This is a genomic window from Erythrobacter sp. SCSIO 43205 (genome assembly GCF_019904235.1).
Lineage (GTDB): Bacteria > Pseudomonadota > Alphaproteobacteria > Sphingomonadales > Sphingomonadaceae > Erythrobacter.
The window spans coordinates 2,172,023-2,190,164 of record NZ_CP063202.1; the positions used below are offsets into that span (position 1 = coordinate 2,172,023).

The following is an 18,142-nucleotide window of genomic DNA, read 5'->3' on the forward strand; positions in this document are numbered from 1 at the left end:
TTCAAACACAATCGGTTTTTTCATGCTACTCACCTCGCCCATGCAACCCCGCGAACTCATAAATGGCGCGATTGATACGGCCTCAAAGGCAGGTGTGATCTGAACGCTTCCACCAATACCGAGCAAGCCATTGCACATAATGCACAATCGCTCGGCTATCTCACCAAAGCTCAAGAATATGCGTTGGCTGTGACGGTCGCGGTGGTCACGGCCAATGCCTATTACATCCACCCCATCGTCAGCGAAGTTGCAGCAGACTTTGGAGTTAGCGATGCGCGGATCGGCATTGTCCCTGCACTCAATCAACTCGCACTGGTCTTCGGTATTTTACTGTTGCTCCCCTTGGGCGACCGCTATTCCAACAAGACGCTAAGCCTCGTTTTCGTGGGCGCGCAAAGTGTGTTTATGCTGGGAATGGCTCTGGCTGAAAGTTTCACGCTTTTCACCCTTGCGTCCAGCGCTTTGGGCTTTGTCACCATTGCGCCTTATCTCATTCCTACCTTTGCCTCTAAACGCGTCGCGCCAGAACGGTTGGGCCAAGTCATGGCGCTGCTTACGGCGGGGGTGATCTTTGGCATTCTGGTTGCTCGTGTGGGCGCTGGGATTGTCGCAGAAAACTTTGGCTGGCGCGCCGTTTACTGGTGCGCTGTCGTACTCATGTTTGGCACAACGATCTGCCTGCCCTTTGCGATGCGCAGCGAAGGTCGGGTGAACAAGGGGCCATCAAGCAGCTACAGCGCGCTTATCCTATCAGTTTTCACCATCGCCCGCTCGAACCGCGATATGCTGATCGGAGGAATCATTCAGGCCCTGAACTTTGCAAGTTTCATCGCAGTCTGGCTCGGCCTGGCGCTCTATTTGACAAGCGATGACATGGGCTACGGGGTCGATACGGTCGGTTATCTGGCGGGCATTGCCATCGTCAGCATCTTTGCGACACCGCGCCTTGGCAAGCTGGCCGATCGCATTGGACCGCGCCGCGCGCGCATGATCGCGGCCATTGTGCAATGCGCAGGGATATTCCTGCTTTATCCCCTGGGCGGTTCAATCTGGTTGATCATCGTGCCCCTTTTTATCGTCAACGCTGTGGGGCCAACGATTGACGTGACCGGTCGTATGACATTCCTCACCGAAGAGCCTCAGATCCGTACGCGGCTCACCACCTCCTATATCATGCTCATGTTCATCGGCGGTGCTGTCGGCAGCATTTTGGGAACAAGCGTTTATGACTTTGCTGGATGGGCCGGAACCTGCGCACTTATGGCAGGATTTTCGATCAGCGTGCTTGGACTGTCGATCGCATCGTATCGAGATTCTGCCGAAAGCAGCCGATCAAATACCTAGGTAACAGTCCCTAGTCATTGGCTAGTGTATCTTAGGTAAAGCGCGTCTAAACAAAGTGAAGAGGCCGCTAAGGAACACACCGAGGGCGGGAGGCTGGCTCCCACTTTTAGGTTTCATCCGAGTGATCTCATAGCCACCCCGGCCTGATCGATAGACGGGCCGTTATATAAAAAGGGCGCTAAGGCATTTATTTCCGAACGGCTTGCTGTTCCCGGAATTTGCCGAGCGCCCTTTTTTCTTTGCGCCTTCCCCTAGCCCCTTTGCCCTAGTCCCTTTCTTATCTCGTCACTCGTCCGGCTCAATATGCCGTTCATCGGTTTCACCTTGCGGTTGAGCCGTGCAAAAGAGCTTTTTGAACCTTTAATCGTTCGTTCATTGTCCGGGGCGTCTTTCTTGATAGAGGGTTAATCAGGCCCTAGCCTTTGGACATAGATCGAACACAGGCGCTACGCGGTTCTAGCTAGCTGTTTGGATTAAGCTCGCGCGGGGAGCCTTCCCCGCGATACGGGGGTTGTATGTCGCTTCAAAAATTCTTCGTCACGTGCCTTGCCGTCCTTGGATTGGCGCTTTCTGGTTTGGGCACTTCTGCCTTTGCCCAAGAGGACGCGGACAAACCTGCTTTGTCGAGCGGTACTTTTGACGCTTTCAAACTTCGCGGAATTGGCCCAGCGTTCATGTCGGGGCGCATCGCCGACATTGCGATTGTACCAGAAGATCCGGCCACGTGGTATGTTGCGGTTGGTTCTGGCGGCGTTTGGAAGACGGAGAATGCGGGAACCACTTGGACCAGCCTGTTCGATGGCCAAGGGTCTTATTCCATTGGCTCGCTTGGCCTTGACCCCAGCGATCCAAGCCGAATTTGGGTTGGCACGGGCGAGAACCACGGTGGCCGTCACCTTGCCTATGGCGATGGTATCTATCTATCCCAAGACGGCGGAAAAACGTGGAAAAACATGGGGCTCAAAGGGTCCGAGCGGATCGGCAAGATCATCGTTCACCCGGAAGATTCGAACACCGTATGGGTCGCAGCTCAAGGTCCGATCTGGAGCCCCGGGGGCGAACGCGGCGTCTACAAGACCACCGATGGCGGAGAGACATGGGAGCTCGTTCTTTCGTCTGACAATGAATATACCGGGTCCGGCGATCTGATCATTGACCCGCGCAACCCTGATCGTTTGTACGCGACCACCTGGCAGCGTCACCGCACCGTTGCGGCTTATGTTGGCGGTGGTCCTGCAAGCGGCATCTGGCGTTCAGAAGACGGCGGCGAGACGTGGAGTGAGCTGAAAACAGGTCTTCCTCAAGGCAATATGGGCAAGATTGGCCTCGCCATCTCTCCCATGCAGCCCGACGTGGTTTACGCAGCGATTGAAACAGATCGCCGCGAAGGTGGTATCTGGCGCTCAACCGACCGTGGTTCCAGCTGGACCAAGATGTCTGATACCGTCTCAGGCGGAACAGGGCCGCACTACTATCAAGAGCTTTATGCAAGCCCGCACTATTTTGACCGCATTTACCTCATGTCAAATACGTCGCAAATTTCGAACGATGGCGGCAAGACATTCAGCGGGCTCAACAACGATCTGAAGCACGTGGACGACCACGCGCTGGCCTTCCGTCCGGACGATCCCGACTACGTTTTGTTTGGTTCTGATGGCGGCCTTTATGAAAGCTATGACCACACCAAAACGTGGCGCTTCATCAACAACCTGCCGATCACGCAGTTCTACAAGGTCGCGGTTGACGATGCCGAGCCCTTCTATTTCGTTTATGGCGGGACGCAGGACAACAACTCGCAAGGGGGGCCATCGCGCACCGATAACCGTCATGGCATTCGCAACGATGACTGGTTTATCACCCTTTTTGCAGACGGCCACCAATCGGCGACCGAACCGGGCAATCCCGACATCATGTATGCGCAGTGGCAGCAGGGTAATCTTGCGCGCGTTGACCGCATAACGGGCGAGATCGTCCACATCCAACCGCAAGCAGCGCCCGGTGAGCCGATCATGCGCTGGAACTGGGATGCGCCGATTCTGGTGAGCGCTCACCAACCCACGCGCATCTATCACGCCTCGCAGCGCCTATGGCGTTCGGATGATCGCGGCGACACGTGGCGGGCAATTTCACCTGACCTTACCCGTAATCAAAACCGCCTGCGCCTCCCCGTTCAGGGACGCCAATGGAGTTGGGATGCTGGCTGGGACCTGCTCGCCATGTCGCAATACAACACGATTGCGAATATCGGTGAGAGCCCGCTGGATGAAAATCTGCTTTATGTCGGCACCGACGATGGGCTGATCCAAGTTACGGAGAATGGTGGCCAGACTTGGCGCCGGATCGAAGTCGGCTCGCTTCCCGGCGTGCCCTCGACCGCTTACGTCAACGACATTCGCGCCGATCTCTTCGATGTGAACACGGTCTATGTCGCGCTCGACAATCACAAATATGGCGATTTCAAGCCGTATCTTTTGAAGAGCACGAACCGTGGCCGCACATGGACTTCGATCAAAAGCAACATTCCTGATCGCCATCTCGTTTGGCGCATTGTTCAGGATCACAAAAACCCCAACCTGCTTTTCACGGCGACTGAATTTGCGCTGTTCTTCAGCCTTGATGGTGGTCAGAAATGGGTCAAAATGACCGGCGATGCACCCACGATTGCGTTTCGCGATGTGACGATCCAGCGCCGCGAGGATGACCTTGTGGCAGCTAGCTTTGGTCGCGGCTTCTTCATTGTCGATGACATCTCGCCTTTGCGCCAAATCAACGAGGCGAGCCTTTCCCAAGAGGCGATGCTTTTCCCCGGCCGCAAAGCGTGGTGGTACATTGAGCAGCATCCCCTCGCTTTTGATGAGGGCGGCAGTCAGGGGCACGGCTATTTCCGCGCGCCCAACCCGCCGTTCGGCGCCAACTTCACATACTATCTCGCAGACGACATTCAGTCTCTTGAAGATATGCGCCAGGAGCGCGAGAAGCCGATTGCAAAGCAAGGGGGCGATACACCTTTGCCAAGCTTTGACAGCCTGACCGCAGAGGTCTTTGAGGAAAAGCCTGCGATCTATCTCACCGTGCGCGATATGGAGGGCAATGTGGTGCGCCGGATAAAGGGCCCGACCAAGAAAGGCTTCCACCGGGTCAATTGGGATCTTCGTTATCCCAGTCAGTCGGCTGTGACGCGGATGCCTCGTCCCAATTCGGACGGCAGCGGCTTCCTTGTCAGTCCCGGCCAATACACTGTCTCGCTTTCCAAACGCGTGCGCGGTGTCACGACCGAGCTTGTGGCTCCCAAGCCCTTTATGGTGGAGCGTCTTCGCGAAGGTGCCCTTCCCGCACAACCCGATGCAGCGGATTTCTGGGCAGAGGTTTCGACGTTCGACCGCAAGGTTACAGCCGTTGCCAACACGCTTGATGCGACACAAAAGCGGATCGAACTTATGCAAGTGGCAGTTGAGCGGGCCGGCGGTGACCCGACCGCGCTCGACAATCGCCTGACAGCAATCCGTGACGAGGCAAACGCGCTCGACGGCCTTCTCAATGGCAATCAAGCACGCCAAATCATTGGCGAGCGTACACAGCCAACCGTTCGCAGCCGCCTTGGTCTGGTGATGATGGGTCTTGGCGCATCGACCTATGGCCCGACGACCTCGCACCGCGATCAGTTCGGCTATGCGAAGGCAGAGTTTACCGACATTCAAAGCCGTCTGCGCACCCTTACCGAAAGCACCATTCCCGGCTTTGAAGTCGAGCTTGAGGCCGCTGGTGCACCGTGGGTGGCCGGTAGCGCGCTTCCGCAATAACCCGCAGATGACCTGAAAAGTTGTTGGGGGCTTGCCTTCGCGCAGCCCCCGCTTCACTTGAGAGACAATGAACGCAAAACGCCTGTTTCGTCAGATCCACTACTGGCTCTCTGTCGCTGTCTTCATCCCCGCTGCCATCATGTTTGTGGCGGGCGGTTTCCTCATGCTCAAAAAAGAGATTGAGTGGATCCAGCCCGGCACTGAACGCGGGGCGGTTGAGGCGACCATTCCCACCATCTCTTATGAGCAAATGGTCGAGGCGGCGAGCCAGCACCCGGAAGCGGGCATTCAGGATTGGACTGACATAGACCGCATCGATCTTCGGGTGGACCGAGGCATTGCGAAACTTCGCGCCAATTCTGGCTGGGAGGTTCAGGTCGACACCTCCACTGCCGAAGTGCTCAAAGTCGCTTACCGACGCTCTGACACAATCGAGGCGATCCACGATGGTTCATGGTTTGCCGATTGGGTGAAGCTTTACGTCTTTCTGCCTGTTGGCGTCATTCTCATCATAATGTGGGGAACCGGGGCCTATCTGTTTTTGTTACCTTACCTAGCGAAGTCGAAAAAGAAGCGGACCAAGAAAGCCGCCTCAAACCCCATTACGAATTAAGGGTTGTCCCATGAGAATGCTTGCCGCCACCGCTTCCCTTTTGGCTCTTGTCGCTGCACCTATCGCCGCAGAAACGCAAAAGCCCGTCGAAGAACAAATCGGTGCAGGCGGCAGGCCCGTGGGCGCAAACTGGTCGCGCAGCCCGGTCTATGCTGAGAACGGCATGGCCGCGACCGCGCATCCGCTCGCAACCCAAATCGCGCTCCAGATTTTGCGTAAAGGCGGTAATGCGGTGGACGCAGCAATCGCGGCAAACGCGGCGCTTGGCCTAATGGAGCCGACTGGAAACGGCATTGGCGGCGATCTGTTTGCGATTATCTACGATCCGAAAACGGGCGAGCTTTATGGCCTCAACGGCTCTGGCCGCTCGCCTTCGGGGCAGACATTGGACGACTTGTTGGAGAAACTGGACGGCGCCGATGCGCTTCCGCCGGTTGGCCCCCTACCCGTCACGATCCCCGGCACGGTCGATGGCTGGTTTGCCATGCACGAGCGCTTTGGCTCGATGCCGATGAGCGACGTGCTCGCGCCAACTGTCGAATATGCGCGCAAAGGTCATCCGGTTGCCCCCGTGATTGCGATGTATCTCGACCGGGGGCTGCGTTCCTATGAACGTCGGCTTGAAAGCACACCGTTTGAATTCGACAACGCCCGCGCGACCTATTTCGCCAATGGCGCGCCCAAAGCTGGCGACATCTTCAAAAATCCGGACCTTGCCAACACGCTTGAGACAATCGGGCGCGATGGCCGCGATGCGTTCTACGAAGGCGAGCTTGCCAAAGTCATGGTCGACTACCTCCAGCGCCAAGGCTCAGCCTACACGATGGAGGATTTCGCCAATCATTCCAGTGAATGGGTGGACGTTGGCTGCGCCGAATATCGAGACGGTTTTGAGCTGTGTGAACTTCCACCAAACGGCCAAGGCTTCGCCGCATTGCAGATGGTCAACATTCTGAAGAACGTTGACCTTCGCCAGTGGGAACGCGGAAGCCCTGAGGTGATCCACTACATCACCGAAGCAAAGCGGCTCGCCTATGCCGATGTCGCGCGCTTTTATGCTGATCCCGATTTTTCCGCTTTGCCAGAAGAACTTTTGAGCGAAGAATACGGTAAGAAACGTTTCGCTCTGATCGACCCTGCCAAAGCAACTCCTGTATTCGCCCCCGGCGAACCCAAAGCAGAGCCCAAACTCGAAGGCGAAGGCGACACGACCTACCTCACCGTTACCGACAAGGACGGGATGATGGTGAGCCTTATCCAGTCGAACTATCGCGGCATGGGCGGCGGATTGGTGCCCGATGGCCTGGGCTTCATGTTTCAGGATCGCGGCGAATTGTTCAGCCTCGATCCCAAGCACCCCAATGCCTACGAGCCAGCGAAGCGCCCGTTCCATACGATCATTCCGGCGTTTGTGAAGAAGGACGGTAAGCCCTTTATGACACTTGGTCTGATGGGTGGCGGGATGCAGCCACAGGGCCATGTCCAAGTGCTTATCAACATGGTCGACTATGGCATGAACATCCAGGAAGCAGGCGATGCTGCGCGGATCAATCATGATGGCGGACGTCAGCCAACCGACAGCCTCGACGGGCCGATTGACGATGATCTGGGAACTCTGAACGTGGAACCTGGTATCCCTGCCGAAACCATCGAAGCTTTGCGCTCAATGGGCCACAATGTGCGCGTGGTGTCCAACGGCATTATGTTTGGCGGCTATCAGGCGATCATGCGCGATGCAGGAAACGGTGTTTATGCCGGAGCGACCGAGATGCGCAAAGACGGTCAGGCGAGCGGGTATTAGGGCGCAAACCACTTGGTGACCCCGGCGTGATTCGAACACGCGGCCCCCAGATTAGGAATCTGGTGCTCTATCCGGCTGAGCTACGGGGCCAATCCAAGCTGGGGCTGCAATAGCCAAGCTGAACTCACCGATCAATCAGGCTTTGATCAATTGAGTTTCTCAGGTGGAGCGACAGGAAAGGGAAGCGGGGCAACCGGTACGCCCTCTTCGGCAAGCTGCTTGGCTTCTTCGAGGCTGGCCTGCCCGTGGATCGGCGCTTCGTCGCGCTCGCCATAGTGCATTTCGCGCGCCTCTTTCACGAAATTCTTGCCCACATAAGTGCTCTTTTCCAGAGCCTTAGCCTGCGCTTTTGCGAGAGCTTCGATTGCCTTTTTCACTTCTTCAGGGGGCGGTGCGTTCGAAACGGCTTGCGCCTCGGCGGGTGCCGGCTGTCGCTGTGTCGCAGGCACAACCTCTTGCCGTGTGTTTCCTTTTGCCGGGACCGCTGGTGCCATCGGAGCTTTGCTTACCACATCGCTCTCACATTGCGGACAGGTAACAAGTCCGCGCGCCTGCTGCTCCTCGAAATTGGAGGAGGACTTGAACCATCCTTCGAAGCGGTGGCCGTGTTCACAATGGAGGTCGAATACGATCATTTCATCTATCTATTTGGGAATTTTGCGGCGATTGGCAAGGCTAGGAACCTGCTGGCGAACCTCGTCAATGCGAGTGAGGTCAATGTCGCAGAATGCAAGACCCGGCTCATCCCCGCCCATGTCGAGGAGCACTTCGCCCCATGGGTCCACGACAAGACTGTGCCCATAGGTTTCGCGCCCGTCCTCGTGTTTTCCGACCTGCGCGGCCGCGATTACAAACGCCTGCCCCTCAATGGCGCGGGCGCGGAGAAGGACGTGCCAATGCGCTTCGCCGGTAGGCTTTGTGAAAGCGGCGGGAACCGTGATAGCGTCGCACTTTCGCTGGCCAAGTTCCTCAAACAAGGCGGGAAAACGCATATCATAACAGATAGTGAGGCCCAGCCTCCCCAAAGGCGTCTGATCAATTGTCACAACCTGTTCGCCGGGCGCATAGGCGCTGCTTTCACGCCATTTTTCACCAGTAGAAAGCTCAACATCAAACATATGGATTTTGTCATAGGAAACAGGTGGGCCGCCATTTGGGCCAAACACCCATTGGCGATTGGCAAGCTTGTCCTGGCTCGTGCGCAGCGGCGCTCCGACCGCAAGATACAGACCAACTTCGCCTGCTAAACTTGCAAGGCGCTGCGCCATGATGCTGCTGTTTGCATCTTCAATATGCTGGCTCGCGCGTTTGCGGTCCCGGTCCAAATGCAGGGACATCTCAGGCGTGAAGAGCATTTCTGCACCTTCAAGGCTCGCATCCAGCACTGCGCGGGCAATCGTGTTAAAATTCGCCTCTGGATCAATGCCTGAGGTCATCTGTAAGACAGCAATCTTGGGCATCAGCGCCTCGCCCTAGCCGGCCAGAAGCGCGTCGAGCTTGCCCGCTTCCTCAAGCGCTGCGAGATCGTCTGAGCCGCCAACGTGCGTGTCGCCGATAAAAATCTGCGGCACAGTGCGGGCTTGCGGCGCGCGCTCCATCATCTCGTCACGCTTTTCGCCGCCCATGGTAATGTCATATTCGTTGTAAGCTGCGCCCTTTTTGTCGAGCAAATGTTTGGCCCGAACGCAGAAAGGGCAGGCGAATTTGGTGTAAATATCAATCACTGGTTTTGGCACTGGAGCTGTCATAATTTGTATCCCTAAAGCCTCTTGAAAGGCATATCTGGCACCCTAATTAGAGTGCGTCGCTGCATTTCGCCAGTCTTGGGAGATGCGCTTGGCGACAAACCCAAGCAGGCGCTGCGTGGTGCAGGCCTGCGTTCTGAAACCAAATTGCTCAAAGAAGAGGATTTGTAATTATGTCACGTCTTGATTTTACCCCCTATCGCCGCAGCACCGTTGGCTTTGATCGCCTTTTCGATATGCTCGAAAATCAGGCGCGCGCGAATTCCGGGGACAATTACCCACCGTTCAATATCGCCCGGCAGAACGAAGACAGCTATCGCATCACCCTCGCGGTTGCTGGTTTTCGCCCGCAGGATATTGAAATCACCGCGCAGGCCAATTTGCTGACCATTCAAGGTCGCAAGCGCGACGATGCCGATGAAGGCGCTGAAATGCTCCATGTCGGCATTGCGAATCGCGGGTTCGAGCGTCGCTTCGAACTTGCAGACTACGTCCGCGTTGAGAATGCCGCGCTTGCCGATGGCCTGCTTGTGATCGATCTGGTCCGAGAGATACCAGAGGCGATGAAGCCCAAGAAGATCGCTGTAAACAGCACTCCAACACTGAGCGCTGTGCCGACAAGTGATGAGGCTTCAGACGACACGGATGAGGCCGACGCAGCCTAATCCGCCTGAGCGAGCGTAAGCGTTGGTTGGTCCCGGTTTAGGGGCCGAGCGACCTGCAATACTCTTCGCTTATTCAGTGATTTAAACTCAAGCCATGAAAGAGGGGGCGGTTCGCAGTGACCCGCCCCCTCGCGACATATAGCCGCCTCCTACCAAAACTGGCCGACCGGGTCGCAGTAGACGGCCAATCTTGGTCTGAGCTCTTTGCCGCAGCGAACCAGAGGTCGGGTCGATCCGGTAGACTGCTCGATATTCCCATCAAAATTTATCCGCAAACCTTGGAGCAGACCAATGGTCAACCCAAGCCATGTTCGCGGGCCTCAATCTAAAAGATACACGACAGGGTAATGCTCATTCAGCAACGCGCGCAAGCACAAACTGTGTCACTTGTAAGAAGGCGACAAGTATTTGAGCGAAGGATAGTTTCCCACGCGCTTTTTCATGAAGATGTCACCCAACTACATCCAAATTGGATGCAGTTTAATCAGAGCACAGCCTGAAAGGTTGTTTTGTTAGACCAGACGCGCCTGTTTTAACGCCGCCTCGATAAAGCCTGCGAACAGCGGATGCGGGTCAAATGGCTTTGATTTGAGTTCCGGGTGGAACTGGACACCGACGAACCAGGGATGATCGGGCCGTTCTACAATCTCTGGCAGCAGCCCGTCTGGCGACATTCCAGAGAAGACAAGCCCGCCTTTTTCCAATGGTTCGATATAGCCGCTGTTCACCTCGTAACGGTGGCGGTGGCGTTCCGAAATGATCTCAGCACCACCATAAATGCGCGAGGTGTGGCTGTTCGGTCCAAGCTGTGCCTCATAGGCGCCAAGACGCATTGTCCCACCAAGGTCGCCGCCCTCTTCGCGGCTCTGAATGCCTTCTTCGCTCATCCACTCGGTGATAATGCCGACAACAGGTTCTTTCGTCTCGCCAAACTCGGTCGAAGATGCCTCTGCGATGCCAACCGAACGCGCACCTTCGATGCAGGCCATCTGCATCCCGAGACAAATGCCGAAGAAGGGCACCTTGCGTTCCCTTGCAAAGCGGACAGAGGCAATTTTACCCTCGCTGCCACGCTCTCCAAAGCCGCCGGGCACAAGGATGCCGTGCATGGGCTCAAGCGCGGAGACGATTTCGCTTTCATCTTCGCCTTCGAAGATTTCAGCATCAATCCACTTGATGTTGACTTTTACCCTGTTGGCAAGGCCACCATGGACAAGCGCTTCGTTGAGGCTCTTATAAGCATCTGGCAGGCCAACATATTTGCCGACCACGCCGATGGTGACTTCACCCTCGGGGTTGAAATAACGGTCTGTGACATCATTCCAGGCTGACAAGTCAGGGTCAGGCGCATCGGTGATACCAAAGCCGCGCAGCACTTCTGCATCAAGGCCCTCTTGGTGATATTGCAGCGGCACCGAGTAAATCGATGGCGCGTCCAATGCCGGGATCACGGCCTCTTTGCGCACGTTACAGAAATTCGCGATCTTCTGACGCTCACCCTCTGGGATCGGGTGTTCAGCGCGGCACAAAAGCACATCGGGCTTGATGCCAAGCGATGCGAGCTCGCGCACGGAATGCTGCGTCGGCTTGGTTTTGAGCTCACCAGCAGCCGCGATGTAGGGCACCAGCGTCACATGGACGCTCAGCGTCTGGAAAGGCTCCAGTTCGTTTCGAATCTGGCGGATCGCCTCCATGAATGGCAGCGATTCGATGTCGCCCACCGTTCCGCCAATCTCGCACAGGATAAAATCGTGGTCATCCTGATCGGCGAGCGCAAATTCTTTGATTGCATCGGTGACGTGCGGAACAACCTGCACGGTCGCACCAAGGTAATCGCCCCGCCGTTCCTTCGCGATGATGTCGCGGTACACCCGGCCCGAAGTGATATTGTCGCTCTGGCGCGCTGACACGCCGGTGAAGCGCTCATAGTGGCCCAGATCAAGATCGGTTTCAGCCCCGTCGTCGGTCACATACACTTCGCCGTGCTGATACGGGCTCATCGTGCCCGGATCGACATTGAGATAAGGGTCAAACTTGCGGATGCGGACCTTATACCCGCGCGCCTGAAGGAGGGCAGCAAGACTTGCCGCCATAAGACCTTTGCCGAGCGAGGAGACCACGCCGCCGGTGATAAAAATGTACCGCGCCATGGGAGTTGAGCCTTAAGCGTTGAGTGCGATTCTTGGCAAGCGAATTGGCGCGAATTTACATCGCCAATCCACAAGTGTGGTTATTGAGAAATAGGTTTGGGTGCGTATTATTCGCTGAGCGGATCGTCGCCAGGCGAAGTTGGCTCAGCCGCTTGTGTCTCGCTGCTCTCACCGAGCAGATCATCCGAAGATGCAGCCCCGCCCTCGTCCGCAGTGCCTTCGTCTGCCGTGCCTTCGCCAAGAAGATCGACAGCGCCCGGTGCGCCCACATCACGATCAAGCGTTGAGGAAACATCATCAATACTCGATTCGCTGACGGCCATTGCTGCAAGAACAATCGACATCACAACAAACGCAACAGCGAGCCACTTGGTCGAACGGGTCAGGAAATCCGCTGCCCCGCGTGCGCCCAATGCGCCTGATGGATTGCCGCCAATCCCAAGGCCGCCACCCTCGGAGCGTTGCATCAGCACCACTCCGACCAAAGCTGCGGCAATCATTGCCTGAATGACAGTGAGAATAATGAAAAGCGACATATCTGTTTCTTCGGTTTGTTTGTGTGCTTGAAGGCGCACTTAGGGGTATGTGGCGCGTTCGACAAGGCCAGTGGCGATCAGAGACTTACGCCTCGTCCGTCTCAGCAGCAGCAAGAGCGATGCCCATAAAGCTGTCTGCGGTCAGGCTCGCTCCACCAACGAGAGCGCCGCCGACATTAGGAACGGCGAAAATTTCGGCTGCATTTTCAGGCTTTACCGATCCACCATACAAAATGCGCACACCCCCGCCTGCCTCTTCGCCATAATGCTTCACCAGAAGCGCGCGGATGCTGGCGTGCATTTCTTCAATGTCACCCGGTTGTGCCGTTTTGCCGGTGCCAATCGCCCAAATCGGCTCATAGGCAACAGCGAGTTGCTCTGCTGGATCCTCGATCTCAGCGGGGAGCGATGCTTTAAGCTGGCGCGTAACGAAGGCAATTGCATCACCTTTGTCGCGTGTTTCTTCGCTTTCGCCGCAACACATGATGACGCGAAGACCTGCGCCAAGAGCCGATACGGCTTTGGCTTTGATCTGCGCATTGGTTTCACTGTGGTTCTGACGCCGCTCCGAATGGCCAAGAATGACGAATTTGCCACCGGCATCGGCAACCATTGCAGCGGAAATATCCCCGGTGTGCGCCCCGCCCTCTTGTTCGTGGCAATCCTGCGCGCCCACAGCAATTTGTTCAGCTTCGCGATGGATCGGGTGAATAAGGGTGTAAGGCGGCGCGATTGCCACCTCCACTTTCATATGGCGCTGCGCAGCACGGTCGATAGAGCGCGCCTCTGAGAGCATGGCGCGGGTGCCGTGCATCTTCCAATTGCCAACGATGTAGGGTCGAAGGGACATTGTTTATCCTGAAAACTTTTGTCGAGGGTGACCTCGCGAATCTTGCGATAAGATGTAAACTCGCGGTCAGCGGTCGGCTAGACGACGATGTAGGTTTAGTCAAAAGCTTGCGCAACCTGTTGCCGCGAGGTCGCAGGGGAGATAAAGCGCACCCGCCTCACGCCGGTCTGGGGGAAAGCGCGGTTTTCTCACCTTTCATAGGGCCAAGGCATCGCTATAGACACTGTGTCGTCGGCCACCTTACCACTGGCGTCACAAAAAAACTTGCGCCGCGCAAAGCGATTGGGCGTTTTTGGGAATTGACATAGATGATTTCGCTGTTCCGTAATTTTTTCCAGTCCAAGATCGGTTTGCCCATCTTTATTGGCTTTCTGATTATCGTCGCGCTCGCTTTTGCGGCCAGCGATATTTCAGGCTCGGCGACGTTTGGCGGACTAAGCGGTGATGACAAAATCGCAGCCGTTGGCGGGGAAACGATCTCCGCAAACGAAGCGAATGGCACGATGACCAATGCTCTATCGCGCGCACGCCAACAGAACCCCACGATCACTATGCCGCAATTCATTGAGCAAGGTGGTTTTGAATCAGAGCTTGAAGTTCTGATCGATCGCTACGCCCTCGGCTATTTTGCAAGAAAGCACGGCCTTCGCGCAGGCGAAAACCTTGTGAACAGCGAAATCCTGCAAATCCCGGCCTTCCGCGATGCGACCGGGGAATTTGACCCCGAAACCTATCAGGCAGCGCTTCGCCGCCAAGGCATTACCGATGCAATCTTGCGCAAGGATATTGCTGATGGGCTTTTGGCTCAGCAAATCCTTCGCCCGGCGCTTGGTGCATCAATACTGCCCAAGGCCGTTGCGAAACATTACGCCTCGCTCGTGCTTGAGCGTCGTCAAGGTCAGATTGGGCTCATCTCTGCCCTTGCCTATGCGCCAGATGAAGAACCAAGCGACGAGGTGCTCAGCGCCTTTTACGCTGAAGAGCGCGAGGAGTTCGTGCGTCCTGAACGCCGGACTTTGCGCTTTGCCGCCTTTGGCGCGGACAATGTGACCGCCAATCTCGATCCGACCGATGCAGAGATTGCCGCACGGTTTGAGAAGGACGCAGATCAATATGATGCGCAAGAGCGCCGCGCATTCAGCTCGTTCGTGGTGCCGACTGAGGAAGCGGCGAAAGCTTTGACCCAGCGCATTCGGGGAGGTGTCTCCCTTGAAGCTGCTGCGGCTGAGGCCGGCTTTAATGTGTCCACAAGCGAGCTTCGCGATCAGGAGCAAACAGGCACAGCGACCAGCTTTGCGATTGCCGAGAATATCTTTTCGACCGCTCGCGGTGAGGTCATTGACCCTGCTCGCAGCGCGCTTGGTTGGTATGTTGCCCGGGTTGACCAGATTGAACGCACCCCGGCACGCACTTTGAACGAAGTTCGCAGCCAGATTGCGCAGCAGATCAGGGGCGAGAAGCTTGCCGCTGCGTTGATCGACCTCAGCTCGCGCATTGAAGAGAAAGTGGACACCGGCACATCGCTCACCGATGTGGCAGAAGAGTTTGGCCTCGAGGTCGTCACTGCGCAGAACATCATTGCCAATGGTACAGTGTTTGGAACACAGGGGCAGAGCGTCTCGCAAGCGGTACGCCCGCTGGTCGACACAGCGTTCCAGATGGAAGAAGGCAATCCACAACTCGCCGAAGTCGTGCCGGGCGCGCAATTTGTGATCTTCGATGTCTCTGACATCACAGAGAGCGCAGCACCTCCGCTTAACGAGATCAAGGAACAGGTGGCTGTGGCATGGCGCCTTGCCGAAGGGGGCAAAGAGGCGCGCAAGGTTGCCGATAAGGTGCAAAAAGCCATCGAAGGCGGTGCATCTATCCAAGAAGCCATGCGCGACGCCGGTGTCGACACGCGCCAGATCCAGAACATCAACCTCACCCGCGAGCAATTGCTCGAACAATCGCAAGGCCGCGTGCCTTCATCGGTGGTACTGCTGTTCTCCATGGCGCAAGGCTCGACCAAGGTTCTCGAAGATCAAAACGGTCTTGGCTGGTTTGTCATCAACCTTGATGAAATCAGCGTGGGCGAGGTGGAGGACGATAATCCTCTACTTGAACAAACCCGCCAACAAATCGGCAATGCGGTTGCCAATGAGTACGCAAGCCAGCTTTCCCGTTCGGTTCGCCAAGAAGTCGGGGTTGAGCGCAATGAAGATGCCATCGAAGCGCTTCGTCGCAACCTTTTGGGTGAAAGCTAAGGGGCGGCGCTGAACTTCGTGGGACAGACCGCCTATACCGATACGCGATTGGAGAATGCAGCCGGCGCGGCAGATGCGCTTAGCCGGGGCGAACCGGCGCTTGTGTGGCGCAAAATTGTCGCTGATTGCGATACGCCTGTGGGGGCTGCGCGCCGCTTGATTGAGCCAGGCCGTGGCGATTTCCTTCTGGAATCGGTCGAAGGTGGTGAGGTGCGCGGGCGCTATTCACTGCTTGGCCTCGACCCTGATCTGGTTTTCCGCGCAAGCGACAAGAACGCTGCGATCAATGCGCAGTGGAAGCAGAACCGCGAGGCGTTCGAGCCTTGCGAGGGCGATGCGATGCAGGAATTGCGCGCACTCTCGCAAAGTTGCCGCATTGACGTGCCACACGGCCTCCCCCCTGCTCTTGCCTGCCTTGTCGGCTATTTCGGATATGAGACAATCGGCCTCGTCGAAACGCTACCACGCGCGCCCCAAAGCGAGCTTGCGCTTCCGGATATGCTGTTTGTGCGGCCAACGGTGATCCTGATTTTTGACGGACTATCCGATGAGCTTTTCTGCGTCGCTCCCATTTGGGAAGCGGCTAACCCGCACGCAGAGATTGAGAGAGCGTCTGATCGCATTGACGACACGCTGCGCGCCCTTTCCCATCCCCGTCCGCCAGAGCCACGCATTTCCTCCGACGCGATAGAGCCTGAGCTGACCCCGGTGATGTCTGGCGATGCGTACAAAGGGATGGTCGCCCGCGCGAAGGATTACATCCTTGCAGGTGACATTTTCCAGGTTGTTCTCGCACAGCGTTTCACCTGTCCGTTCGAACTTCCTCCGCTTGCGCTTTATCGCTCTTTGCGAAGGGTGAACCCCTCGCCATTCCTCTATTTCCTCGATCTGCCCGGATTTGCCATTGTCGGGTCGAGCCCGGAAATTCTCGTGCGCGTTCGTGATGGCGAAGTCACCATTCGTCCGATCGCAGGAACGCGCCCTCGCGGTAGCAACCGCACAGAAGATGACGCCAATGAAGTGTCGCTCCTTGCGGACCCGAAGGAACTCGCTGAGCATCTCATGCTGCTTGATCTGGGACGCAATGATGTTGGCCGCGTCGCCTCGCGCGGCAGTGTCGAAGTCACTGATAGCTTCACGATTGAACGCTATTCCCACGTCATGCACATTGTCAGCAATGTGATCGGCACGCTCGCCGATGATAAAGATGCGCTTGATGCGGTCTTTGCCGGCTTCCCCGCTGGCACGGTATCAGGCGCACCCAAAATCCGGGCGTGTGAAATCATCGCTGAGCTGGAGCCGGAAACGCGCGGTGCTTACGCGGGCGGGGTCGGCTACTTCGCGCCAGATGGATCAGTCGATAGTTGCATTGTTTTACGCACAGCCGTTGTCAAAGATGGCACAATGCACGTGCAGGCAGGCGCCGGAATCGTTGCCGATAGCGAACCTGACTACGAACTTGCCGAATGCCGCGCGAAGGCAGGCGCTTTAATTGCCGCTGCGAAAGAGGCCGTGCGTGTGGCAAGCGAACCGGGATTTGGCCAATGAAGCAATTATCGTTGATCCTCTTTGCCACCTTTGCCCTTACCGCTTGTGAGCAGCAACCAGCGGGCGAACCCGTGGTGCGATCCGAACTTGGCGAAGCGGTGCCGCGCCTACTTCAAGACCCGGTTGAAACGCTTGCGGCTGAAGAAGATGACGATGCGGTCTGCCGCTCAGTCACCTTTGAAAACGTTCCGCTCACCCACTGTACCGCTGATCCTGAATTGCACCGCATCTCTACGGGGCTTGCGCCTTCCAGCGGGCCCAACTTTGGCACGATTGAAGGATGGGCCGCGGGCCGCGATGAAAGCACAATCGCCTTCGTGATGAACGGGGGTATGTATGACGATGCGTTGAAACCCATCGGATATTTCGTGCGCGACGAAGACCGTTTGTCAGAGCTTGATCGCGGTGAAGGTTCGGGCAATTTCTACCTTAAGCCCAATGGCGTTTTCTTTGGTACAGGCGGCAAGTGGCAGGTGCTCGGCAGCAACACATTCTTCAACACCATTGGCACGCGCCCCCAATTTGGGACGCAATCGGGTCCGCTATTGGTGATCGACGGGAAGCTGCATCCGGAAATTCAAGACAACGGCCCTTCCAAAGCGATCCGAAATGGGGTCGGCATCGATGCGCAGGGCAAGGCGCATTTTGTTATTTCTGATGCCCCATTGAGCTTCGGCCAACTCGCCCGCTATTTCCGTGATGAGGTAAAGACGCCCAACGCGCTGTTTCTTGATGGGAATATCTCCTCGCTCTGGCACCCGGCGAGTGGGCGCATGGATAAGCGCCGCGTGGGCCCCCTGATTGTGGTGGAGAATCGCGGTGTCGAGTAATCAATTGGGCAATA

14 protein-coding genes and 1 tRNA gene are annotated in these 18,142 nt (G+C 56.6%); 8 read left to right on the forward strand and 7 right to left on the reverse strand.

Going from position 1 to position 18,142, the window contains the following annotated elements:
* The first annotated feature begins 189 nt into the window (after positions 1 to 189).
* The 4 genes from INR77_RS10265 to ggt all read left to right on the forward strand — a co-directional run bounded on the left by INR77_RS10265 (position 190) and on the right by ggt (position 7,558).
* On the forward strand, positions 190 to 1,344 hold the full coding sequence (locus INR77_RS10265; RefSeq protein WP_223073516.1) for an MFS transporter: 1,155 nt from the start codon (positions 190 to 192) through the stop codon (positions 1,342 to 1,344).
* A 515-nt stretch (positions 1,345 to 1,859) separates the two neighbouring features.
* Complete coding sequence (locus INR77_RS10270) at positions 1,860 to 5,144, forward strand: glycosyl hydrolase (protein ID WP_223070970.1); 3,285 nt, start codon at positions 1,860 to 1,862, stop codon at positions 5,142 to 5,144.
* 67 nt (positions 5,145 to 5,211) lie between these two features.
* Complete coding sequence (locus INR77_RS10275; protein WP_223070971.1) at positions 5,212 to 5,757, forward strand: PepSY-associated TM helix domain-containing protein; 546 nt, start codon at positions 5,212 to 5,214, stop codon at positions 5,755 to 5,757.
* Positions 5,758 to 5,767: 10 nt separating this feature from the next.
* Complete coding sequence (ggt, locus tag INR77_RS10280) at positions 5,768 to 7,558, forward strand: gamma-glutamyltransferase (RefSeq protein ID WP_223070972.1); 1,791 nt, start codon at positions 5,768 to 5,770, stop codon at positions 7,556 to 7,558.
* 13 nt (positions 7,559 to 7,571) lie between these two features.
* On the opposite strand, the gene INR77_RS10285 is transcribed toward ggt, so the two are convergent.
* The 4 genes from INR77_RS10285 to grxC all read right to left on the reverse strand — a co-directional run bounded on the left by INR77_RS10285 (position 7,572) and on the right by grxC (position 9,306).
* A tRNA-Arg gene (locus INR77_RS10285) sits at positions 7,572 to 7,648 on the reverse strand.
* A 56-nt stretch (positions 7,649 to 7,704) separates the two neighbouring features.
* Positions 7,705 to 8,193 carry a DUF1178 family protein gene (locus INR77_RS10290; RefSeq protein ID WP_223070973.1) on the reverse strand — a complete coding sequence of 163 codons (489 nt, stop codon included), beginning with the start codon at positions 8,191 to 8,193 and terminating at the stop codon, positions 7,705 to 7,707.
* 9 nt (positions 8,194 to 8,202) lie between these two features.
* Positions 8,203 to 9,018 carry a carbon-nitrogen hydrolase family protein gene (locus INR77_RS10295; RefSeq protein WP_223070974.1) on the reverse strand — a complete coding sequence of 272 codons (816 nt, stop codon included), beginning with the start codon at positions 9,016 to 9,018 and terminating at the stop codon, positions 8,203 to 8,205.
* Between the two features lie 12 nt (positions 9,019 to 9,030).
* Positions 9,031 to 9,306, reverse strand: a complete 276-nt coding sequence (gene grxC, locus INR77_RS10300) for a glutaredoxin 3 (protein WP_223070975.1) — start codon at positions 9,304 to 9,306, stop codon at positions 9,031 to 9,033.
* A 170-nt stretch (positions 9,307 to 9,476) separates the two neighbouring features.
* Between grxC and INR77_RS10305 the strand changes: the two genes are divergently transcribed.
* On the forward strand, positions 9,477 to 9,968 hold the full coding sequence (locus tag INR77_RS10305) for an Hsp20 family protein (RefSeq protein ID WP_223070976.1): 492 nt from the start codon (positions 9,477 to 9,479) through the stop codon (positions 9,966 to 9,968).
* 512 nt (positions 9,969 to 10,480) lie between these two features.
* Here the strand turns inward: INR77_RS10305 and INR77_RS10310 are convergent.
* The 3 genes from INR77_RS10310 to tpiA form a co-directional block, all read right to left on the reverse strand.
* Entirely contained in the window at positions 10,481 to 12,118 is a 1,638-nt protein-coding gene (locus tag INR77_RS10310) for a CTP synthase (RefSeq protein ID WP_223070977.1), read from the reverse strand.
* 107 nt (positions 12,119 to 12,225) lie between these two features.
* On the reverse strand, positions 12,226 to 12,654 hold the full coding sequence (secG, locus tag INR77_RS10315) for a preprotein translocase subunit SecG (protein WP_223070978.1): 429 nt from the start codon (positions 12,652 to 12,654) through the stop codon (positions 12,226 to 12,228).
* Positions 12,655 to 12,739: 85 nt separating this feature from the next.
* Entirely contained in the window at positions 12,740 to 13,504 is a 765-nt protein-coding gene (gene tpiA, locus INR77_RS10320) for a triose-phosphate isomerase (protein ID WP_223070979.1), read from the reverse strand.
* 308 nt (positions 13,505 to 13,812) lie between these two features.
* On the opposite strand from tpiA, the gene INR77_RS10325 reads away from it, so the two are divergent.
* The 3 genes from INR77_RS10325 to INR77_RS10335 are packed head-to-tail and all read left to right on the forward strand — an operon-like array spanning position 13,813 to position 18,128.
* Positions 13,813 to 15,750 (forward strand): peptidylprolyl isomerase, encoded by a 1,938-nt coding sequence (locus tag INR77_RS10325; protein ID WP_223070980.1) that lies wholly within the window; start codon positions 13,813 to 13,815, stop codon positions 15,748 to 15,750.
* An 18-nt stretch (positions 15,751 to 15,768) separates the two neighbouring features.
* On the forward strand, positions 15,769 to 17,298 hold the full coding sequence (gene trpE, locus INR77_RS10330; protein WP_370632205.1) for an anthranilate synthase component I: 1,530 nt from the start codon (positions 15,769 to 15,771) through the stop codon (positions 17,296 to 17,298).
* Positions 17,295 to 18,128, forward strand: coding sequence for a phosphodiester glycosidase family protein (locus tag INR77_RS10335; protein WP_223070981.1), 834 nt, complete (start codon positions 17,295 to 17,297; stop codon positions 18,126 to 18,128). Before trpE ends, INR77_RS10335 begins: the two co-directional genes overlap by 4 nt.
* Positions 18,129 to 18,142: the final 14 nt, after the last annotated feature.

Coding starts and splice junctions, on each gene's coding strand:
- INR77_RS10270 (WP_223070970.1), top strand. CDS start 1,860: ATGTCGCTTCAAAAATTCTTCGTCACGTGCCTTGCCGTCCTTGGATTG.
- INR77_RS10275 (WP_223070971.1), top strand. CDS start 5,212: ATGAACGCAAAACGCCTGTTTCGTCAGATCCACTACTGGCTCTCTGTC.
- ggt (WP_223070972.1), top strand. CDS start 5,768: ATGAGAATGCTTGCCGCCACCGCTTCCCTTTTGGCTCTTGTCGCTGCA.
- INR77_RS10290 (WP_223070973.1), bottom strand. CDS start 8,193: ATGATCGTATTCGACCTCCATTGTGAACACGGCCACCGCTTCGAAGGA.
- INR77_RS10295 (WP_223070974.1), bottom strand. CDS start 9,018: ATGCCCAAGATTGCTGTCTTACAGATGACCTCAGGCATTGATCCAGAG.
- grxC (WP_223070975.1), bottom strand. CDS start 9,306: ATGACAGCTCCAGTGCCAAAACCAGTGATTGATATTTACACCAAATTC.
- INR77_RS10305 (WP_223070976.1), top strand. CDS start 9,477: ATGTCACGTCTTGATTTTACCCCCTATCGCCGCAGCACCGTTGGCTTT.
- INR77_RS10310 (WP_223070977.1), bottom strand. CDS start 12,118: ATGGCGCGGTACATTTTTATCACCGGCGGCGTGGTCTCCTCGCTCGGC.
- secG (WP_223070978.1), bottom strand. CDS start 12,654: ATGTCGCTTTTCATTATTCTCACTGTCATTCAGGCAATGATTGCCGCA.
- tpiA (WP_223070979.1), bottom strand. CDS start 13,504: ATGTCCCTTCGACCCTACATCGTTGGCAATTGGAAGATGCACGGCACC.
- INR77_RS10325 (WP_223070980.1), top strand. CDS start 13,813: ATGATTTCGCTGTTCCGTAATTTTTTCCAGTCCAAGATCGGTTTGCCC.
- INR77_RS10335 (WP_223070981.1), top strand. CDS start 17,295: ATGAAGCAATTATCGTTGATCCTCTTTGCCACCTTTGCCCTTACCGCT.